Origin of the sequence: Shewanella sp. ANA-3 (genome assembly GCF_000203935.1) — a bacterium.
Lineage (GTDB): Bacteria > Pseudomonadota > Gammaproteobacteria > Enterobacterales > Shewanellaceae > Shewanella.
In genome coordinates this window covers 4,966,136-4,972,204 of record NC_008577.1, presented here as the reverse complement: position 1 = coordinate 4,972,204, position 6,069 = coordinate 4,966,136, and the positions used below count along the sequence as shown (strand labels likewise).

The window sequence follows — 6,069 nt, the reverse complement described above, 5'->3', positions numbered from 1 at the left end:
AGGCAATAAACCAGAATTTACATACAGGGTGACATTGTGGGTAAAGTAATTGCCGTGGCCAACCAGAAAGGTGGCGTAGGGAAAACAACAACTTGTGTCAACTTAGCCGCCTCTTTAGCCGCGACTAAGCGTAAAGTGCTGCTGATCGATCTCGATCCTCAGGGCAATGCCACTATGGGCAGCGGTGTCGATAAATACGAAGTCGAAAACACGGCTTACGAATTGCTGGTTGAAGAAAAGCCCTTCGATGAGATCGTGGTCAAAGACACCACGGGAAAATACGATCTGATCGCCAGTAACGGCGATGTGACCGCGGCAGAAATCAAACTCATGGAGTTTTTTGCCCGCGAAGTGCGGTTACGTAATGCGCTCGCACCGATAAAAGATCAATACGATTATATTTTTATCGATTGCCCGCCTTCGCTCAACATGTTGACGGTGAATGCCATGTCGGCGGCGGATTCCGTGCTGGTGCCAATGCAGTGTGAGTACTTTGCACTGGAAGGCTTAACCGCCTTGATTGATACCATCACCAAATTAGCGGCGGTGGTGAATCCTGGTTTGGGTATTGAAGGGATTTTGCGGACCATGTATGACCCGCGTAATCGCCTGTCGAATGATGTGTCCGATCAGCTAAAACAGCATTTTGGTGATAAGGTTTATCGCACTGTGATCCCACGTAATGTGCGTTTGGCCGAGGCGCCGAGCTTTGGTGCACCTGCCATGTACTACGATAAATCGAGTGCGGGGGCTAAGGCATATTTAGCGTTAGCGGGCGAGATGATCCGCCGTTCCGAACAGAAAACTCAGGCTAAGCGAGCGTAAAGGATAACCATGACGTTAAAGAAAAGAGGGTTAGGCAAAGGCTTAGATGCTTTACTGAGTAACAGCCACGCCGCGAGTAAAAAACACACGGAAGAAGTGGTTGTTGTCGATAAAAAAGAAGAACTTATTCATCTGGATCTCGACCTGCTACAACCGGGTAAATACCAACCTCGTAAGGACATGTCTCCCGAGGCGTTAGAAGAACTCGCCCATTCCATCCGCAATCAAGGCATTATTCAGCCGATTGTGGTGCGTCCTGTCAGCGATAGCCAATATGAAATCATCGCCGGTGAGCGCCGTTGGCGCGCTTCCCAATTGGCGGGTGTCGAAAAAATCCCTTGTATCGTTAAACCGGTTCCCGATGAAGCGGCGGTTGCCATTGCGTTGATTGAAAACATTCAACGTGAAGACTTAAATGCCATGGAAGAAGCCATTGCATTACAACGTTTGATGCAAGAATTTGAGCTGACTCACCAACAGGTTGCCGATGTTGTGGGAAAATCTCGCGCGAGTGTATCTAACTTGTTACGGTTAAACGGTTTAAATGAACCGGTTAAGCGTTTACTCGAGTATGGCGACATTGATATGGGCCATGCACGCGCTTTGCTCGCAATTGAGGGTGAAGAACAAACAAATCTGGCGAGATTAGTGGCTGCCAAGGAATTAACCGTTCGGGAAACTGAACGATTGATTAATCAAACCTTAAATCCGCCCAAACCCGTCGAAACTACGACTAAAGATCAAGATGTTTGTCGTTTAGAGCAGCAGTTAATTGAAAGATTAGGTGCCAAGGTTTCGATCGCTCATAGCAGTAAGGGTAAGGGTAAAATTGTAATTAACTATCAGAATCTGGCTGAATTAGACGGAATTCTTAGCAAAATTCGTTAATGTCTGTAGATTAACAGTTTTTAATGTAAATTTGTGACATATGTTAATTTTGGATTTTGACTGTTTTGGCGCTATATCACGTTAAAAGTGCTGTTTTTCCTTATCTCAAAGTTGCAATGAAGGCGTGAAAAGGTATACTTTCGCAAGCTTTTTGTGCATCGACAAAAATACGGATATTTGTCATCCGGTCATCGAAACAAAAAGTATGAATGCGGAGAGGATGAGTTGAGTAAGGTTTTAGCGCGTCGTGGCCGGTGGTCAGCCTATAAATTGGTGATGATGCAGGCGGCGGTGGCTGGGGGTGCTTCAATTCTCTTTTTCGTCGTGTGGGGAGTTCAGTTTGGCTATTCTGCGTTAGCAGGTGGTTCAATTGCTGTGCTCCCTAATTTTGTATTCGCGACCCTCGCTTTCTCTCATACGGGAGCAAGTTCAGCAGCAAAAGTGATTAAAACTTTTTACTGGGGGGAAGCGGTAAAGTTGCTGTTAACCATCGCAATGTTTTCATTGGTGTTTAGCAAGCTTGAGGTGGCATTTTTGCCGCTTTTTGTTTGTTATGTGCTGACGTTAATAGTGCATTGGACAGCTCCTTTATACTTCAAGCAAAGTTAAGTGGGATGAATCATGGCTGCACCTGGTGAAGCGTTAACACCGCAGGGCTATATCCAGCATCACCTTACCAACTTACACGTTGGTGAAGGTTTCTGGACATGGCACATTGATTCGTTGTTCTTTTCGGTTGGTCTTGGTGTTCTGTTCCTGTGGATTTTCCGTAGTGTTGGTAAAAAAGCGACTTCAGGGGTTCCCGGTAAGCTGCAATGCTTTATCGAGATGATCGTTGAGTTCGTTGATAACAGCGTGAAAGAAAGTTTTCATGGCCGCAATGCCCTGATCGCGCCTTTAGCTCTGACCATTTTTGTATGGGTATTCATGATGAACTTCATGGATATGCTTCCTGTTGACTGGCTGCCTTGGCTAGCAAGTTTAGCGGGCGTTCCATACTTGAAAGTGGTTCCGACAACTGACGTAAACATCACCTTCAGCTTAGCTATTGGTGTGTTTGTGCTGATTATTTACTACAGCATTAAGGTCAAAGGCGTGTCTGGTTTTGTTAAAGAACTGACGCTACAGCCCTTTAACCATAAGGCAATGATACCCGTCAACCTCCTATTAGAGACTGTTACTTTAGTTGCTAAGCCAATCTCATTGGCATTGCGTCTATTCGGTAACTTGTACGCAGGTGAGTTGATCTTCATCCTTATTGCGCTGATGTATGGTACCAACTTGTTATTATCTTCCCTGGGTGTGACTCTGCAACTAGGTTGGTTAATTTTCCACATTTTGGTTATCACGCTGCAGGCGTTTATCTTCATGATGTTGACCATTGTTTACTTAAGCATGGCGCATGAAGATCATTAAGGATTGCTGAAGAAATTTTAAACTAAATCATCAACTAATTAGATTTAGATTTTAGATACTGGAGATACAGATGGAAACGATTTTAGGCATGACAGCTATCGCTGTTGCTCTGCTGATTGGTATGGGTGCTCTTGGTACTGCAATCGGTTTCGGCTTATTAGGTGGCAAGTTCCTGGAAGGCGCTGCGCGTCAACCAGAAATGGCTCCTATGCTGCAAGTTAAAATGTTCATCGTAGCGGGTCTGTTAGACGCCGTAACAATGATCGGTGTTGGTATCGCATTATTCATGCTGTTCACCAACCCACTGGGTGCAATGCTGTAAGAAAACGCTTCTGTCTTAACTCTAAATAGGAGGCTGTTGTGAATTTCAACGCTACCCTAATCGGTCAGACGGTCGCCTTTATCATCTTCGTGTGGTTCTGCATGAAGTTTGTATGGCCCCCTTTGATGAATGCCATCGAAGCGCGCCAAAAAAGGATTGCTGACGGTCTAGCTGATGCTGATCGTGCGGTAAAAGACCTAGAGTTGGCTCAAGCGAAAGCGACTGACCAACTAAAAGAAGCCAAGGCGACTGCTAACGAAATTATTGAGCAAGCTAACAAGCGTAAAGCTCAAATAGTTGAAGAAGCTAAAGCCGAAGCAGACGCTGAGCGTGCAAAAATCATCGCTCAGGGTAAAGCAGAAATTGAAGCTGAACGTAATCGCGTGAAAGAGGATCTGCGTAAGCAGGTTGCTACTCTTGCCATCATGGGTGCTGAGAAGATCCTTGAGCGTTCTATTGATCCAGCCGCCCACAGTGACATAGTTAATAAACTAGTCGCTGAAATTTGATAAGGGAGTTTGAGTTATGGCTGAATTAACCACCATCGCTCGCCCTTACGCAAAGGCAGCTTTTGACGTTGCTGTTGAACACAATGCAGTGGATACCTGGGCAGAAATGCTCACGTTCGCCGCACTGGTTAGTGAAAACGAAACCATGCAGCCACTGCTAACTGGTTCTTTAGCCAGTACTAAACTTGCTGCACTCTTTATTAGTGTGTGTGGTGAGCAAATCAATGAGCAAGGTCAGAACTTGATAAAGGTAATGGCTGAAAACGGTCGCTTAAAGGTACTACCTGCTGTATCTGAGCTTTTTGCTCAATACCGTAATGAGTGGGCAAAAGAAGTGGAAGCCGATGTGGTTTCTGCAGCTGAGCTCAGCTCTGAACAACAGCAGCAGATCAGTAATTCTTTAGAGAAACGTCTCGCACGCAAAGTTAAGCTGAATTGCAGCACTGACGCCGCGCTCATCGCCGGTGTAATTATTAAGGCAGGTGACTTAGTCATTGATGGCTCTGTCCGCGGTAAGTTATCGCGTCTGTCTGAAAAGCTGCAGTCGTAATTGGGAGTTTGAGCATGCAACTGAATTCCACTGAAATCAGCGATCTGATTAAGCAGCGGATCGAGCAGTTCGAAGTCGTTAGCGAATCTCGTAACGAAGGTACTATCGTTGCGGTAAGTGACGGCATTATCCGCATCCACGGCCTGGCCGATGTGATGCAAGGTGAAATGATCGAACTGCCTGGTAGCCGTTTTGCAATCGCGTTGAACCTTGAACGTGATTCTGTCGGTGCCGTAGTAATGGGTCCTTATGCTGATTTAGCAGAGGGCGTAAAAGTTAAAACTACTGGCCGTATTCTGGAAGTTCCAGTCGGTCGCGGCCTGTTAGGCCGTGTAGTTAACACTCTGGGTGAGCCAATTGACGGAAAAGGCGCTATCGATAACGATGGTTTCTCTCCTGTTGAAGTGATCGCACCAGGTGTTATCGAGCGTAAGTCAGTAGATCAACCAGTTCAAACTGGTTATAAAGCCGTTGACGCTATGATCCCAATCGGTCGTGGCCAACGTGAATTGATCATTGGCGACCGTCAAACTGGTAAAACAGCGATGGCGATCGACGCAATCATCAACCAGCGCGATTCTGGCATCAAATGTGTGTACGTAGCAGTAGGCCAAAAGGCTTCTACTATCGCTAACGTAGTACGCAAGCTAGAAGAGCACGGTGCATTAGCTAACACTATCGTTGTAGTAGCAACAGCTTCTGAAGCTGCAGCACTGCAATACTTAGCACCATACTCTGGTTGTGCTATGGGTGAATACTTCCGCGACCGCGGTGAAGATGCTCTGATCGTATACGATGACCTGTCTAAGCAAGCTGTTGCTTACCGTCAGATCTCGTTACTGCTGAAGCGTCCACCAGGCCGTGAAGCTTATCCTGGTGACGTATTCTATCTACACTCTCGTTTATTAGAGCGTGCTTCACGCGTAAACGAAGAATATGTAGAGAAGTTCACTAAGGGTGCTGTAACAGGTCAAACCGGTTCTTTAACCGCGCTGCCTATTATTGAAACTCAGGCGGGTGACGTATCTGCATTCGTACCGACCAACGTAATTTCTATTACTGACGGTCAGATCTTCCTTGAGACCGATCTGTTTAACTCTGGCTTACGTCCAGCGGTTAACCCAGGTATTTCTGTTTCTCGTGTTGGTGGTGCGGCTCAGACTAAGATCATCAAGAAACTGTCTGGTGGTATCCGTACCGCTCTAGCACAGTATCGTGAACTTGCTGCGTTCTCACAGTTTGCATCCGACTTAGACGATGCAACTCGTGCTCAACTTGAGCATGGTGTGCGTGTTACCGAACTGATGAAGCAAAAACAATATGCTCCTATGAGCGTAGCCGCTCAAGCTGTGTCAATTTTCGCAGCTGAAAAAGGTTACCTGAAGGGCGTTGAGCTGAAAAAAGTTGGTGATTTCGAAGCCGCTCTGCTCTCGTACATGAACAGCGAGCATGCTGCTTTAATCAAGCTTATCAACGAGACTGGCGATTATAACGCCGATATCGAAGCTGAATTAAAAGCTGGCCTCGACAAGTTCGTAGCAACCCAAACCTGGTAACAA

8 protein-coding genes are annotated in these 6,069 nt (G+C 46.2%); all 8 read left to right on the top strand.

All coding sequences use genetic code 11. From position 1 onward, the window contains the following. Nucleotides 1-36: 36 nt before the first annotated feature. The 8 genes from SHEWANA3_RS21620 (at nt 37) to atpA (ending at nt 6,066) form a co-directional block, all read left to right on the top strand. Nucleotides 37-825, top strand: a complete 789-nt coding sequence (locus tag SHEWANA3_RS21620; RefSeq protein WP_011718840.1) for a ParA family protein — start codon at nt 37-39, stop codon at nt 823-825. Nucleotides 826-834: 9 nt separating this feature from the next. Then, nucleotides 835-1,713, top strand: coding sequence for a ParB/RepB/Spo0J family partition protein (locus tag SHEWANA3_RS21615; RefSeq protein WP_011718839.1), 879 nt, complete (start codon nt 835-837; stop codon nt 1,711-1,713). Nucleotides 1,714-1,938: 225 nt separating this feature from the next. Continuing rightward, nucleotides 1,939-2,322, top strand: coding sequence for an ATP synthase subunit I (locus SHEWANA3_RS21610; RefSeq protein WP_011718838.1), 384 nt, complete (start codon nt 1,939-1,941; stop codon nt 2,320-2,322). Nucleotides 2,323-2,334: 12 nt separating this feature from the next. Next, a complete protein-coding gene (atpB, locus tag SHEWANA3_RS21605; RefSeq protein ID WP_011718837.1) occupies nt 2,335-3,129 on the top strand; it encodes a F0F1 ATP synthase subunit A in 795 nt (264 codons plus the stop codon). 70 nt (nt 3,130-3,199) lie between these two features. Next, entirely contained in the window at nt 3,200-3,451 is a 252-nt protein-coding gene (gene atpE, locus SHEWANA3_RS21600) for a F0F1 ATP synthase subunit C (protein ID WP_006083840.1), read from the top strand. A gap of 38 nt (nt 3,452-3,489) precedes the next feature. Beyond that, entirely contained in the window at nt 3,490-3,960 is a 471-nt protein-coding gene (gene atpF, locus SHEWANA3_RS21595) for a F0F1 ATP synthase subunit B (protein WP_011718836.1), read from the top strand. Between the two features lie 16 nt (nt 3,961-3,976). Beyond that, on the top strand, nt 3,977-4,510 hold the full coding sequence (atpH, locus tag SHEWANA3_RS21590) for a F0F1 ATP synthase subunit delta (protein ID WP_011718835.1): 534 nt from the start codon (nt 3,977-3,979) through the stop codon (nt 4,508-4,510). 14 nt (nt 4,511-4,524) lie between these two features. Then, the gene (atpA, locus tag SHEWANA3_RS21585) at nt 4,525-6,066 is read left to right on the top strand and encodes a F0F1 ATP synthase subunit alpha (protein WP_011718834.1); all 1,542 of its coding nucleotides are present in this window, start codon (nt 4,525-4,527) and stop codon (nt 6,064-6,066) included. Nucleotides 6,067-6,069: the final 3 nt, after the last annotated feature.

What these genes read in the sequence shown, in the direction of transcription:
- atpE (WP_006083840.1), top strand. Translation starts at nt 3,200, where the DNA reads ATGGAAACGATTTTAGGCATGACAGCTATCGCTGTTGCTCTGCTGATT.
- SHEWANA3_RS21615 (WP_011718839.1), top strand. Translation starts at nt 835, where the DNA reads ATGACGTTAAAGAAAAGAGGGTTAGGCAAAGGCTTAGATGCTTTACTG.
- atpB (WP_011718837.1), top strand. Translation starts at nt 2,335, where the DNA reads ATGGCTGCACCTGGTGAAGCGTTAACACCGCAGGGCTATATCCAGCAT.
- atpH (WP_011718835.1), top strand. Translation starts at nt 3,977, where the DNA reads ATGGCTGAATTAACCACCATCGCTCGCCCTTACGCAAAGGCAGCTTTT.
- atpA (WP_011718834.1), top strand. Translation starts at nt 4,525, where the DNA reads ATGCAACTGAATTCCACTGAAATCAGCGATCTGATTAAGCAGCGGATC.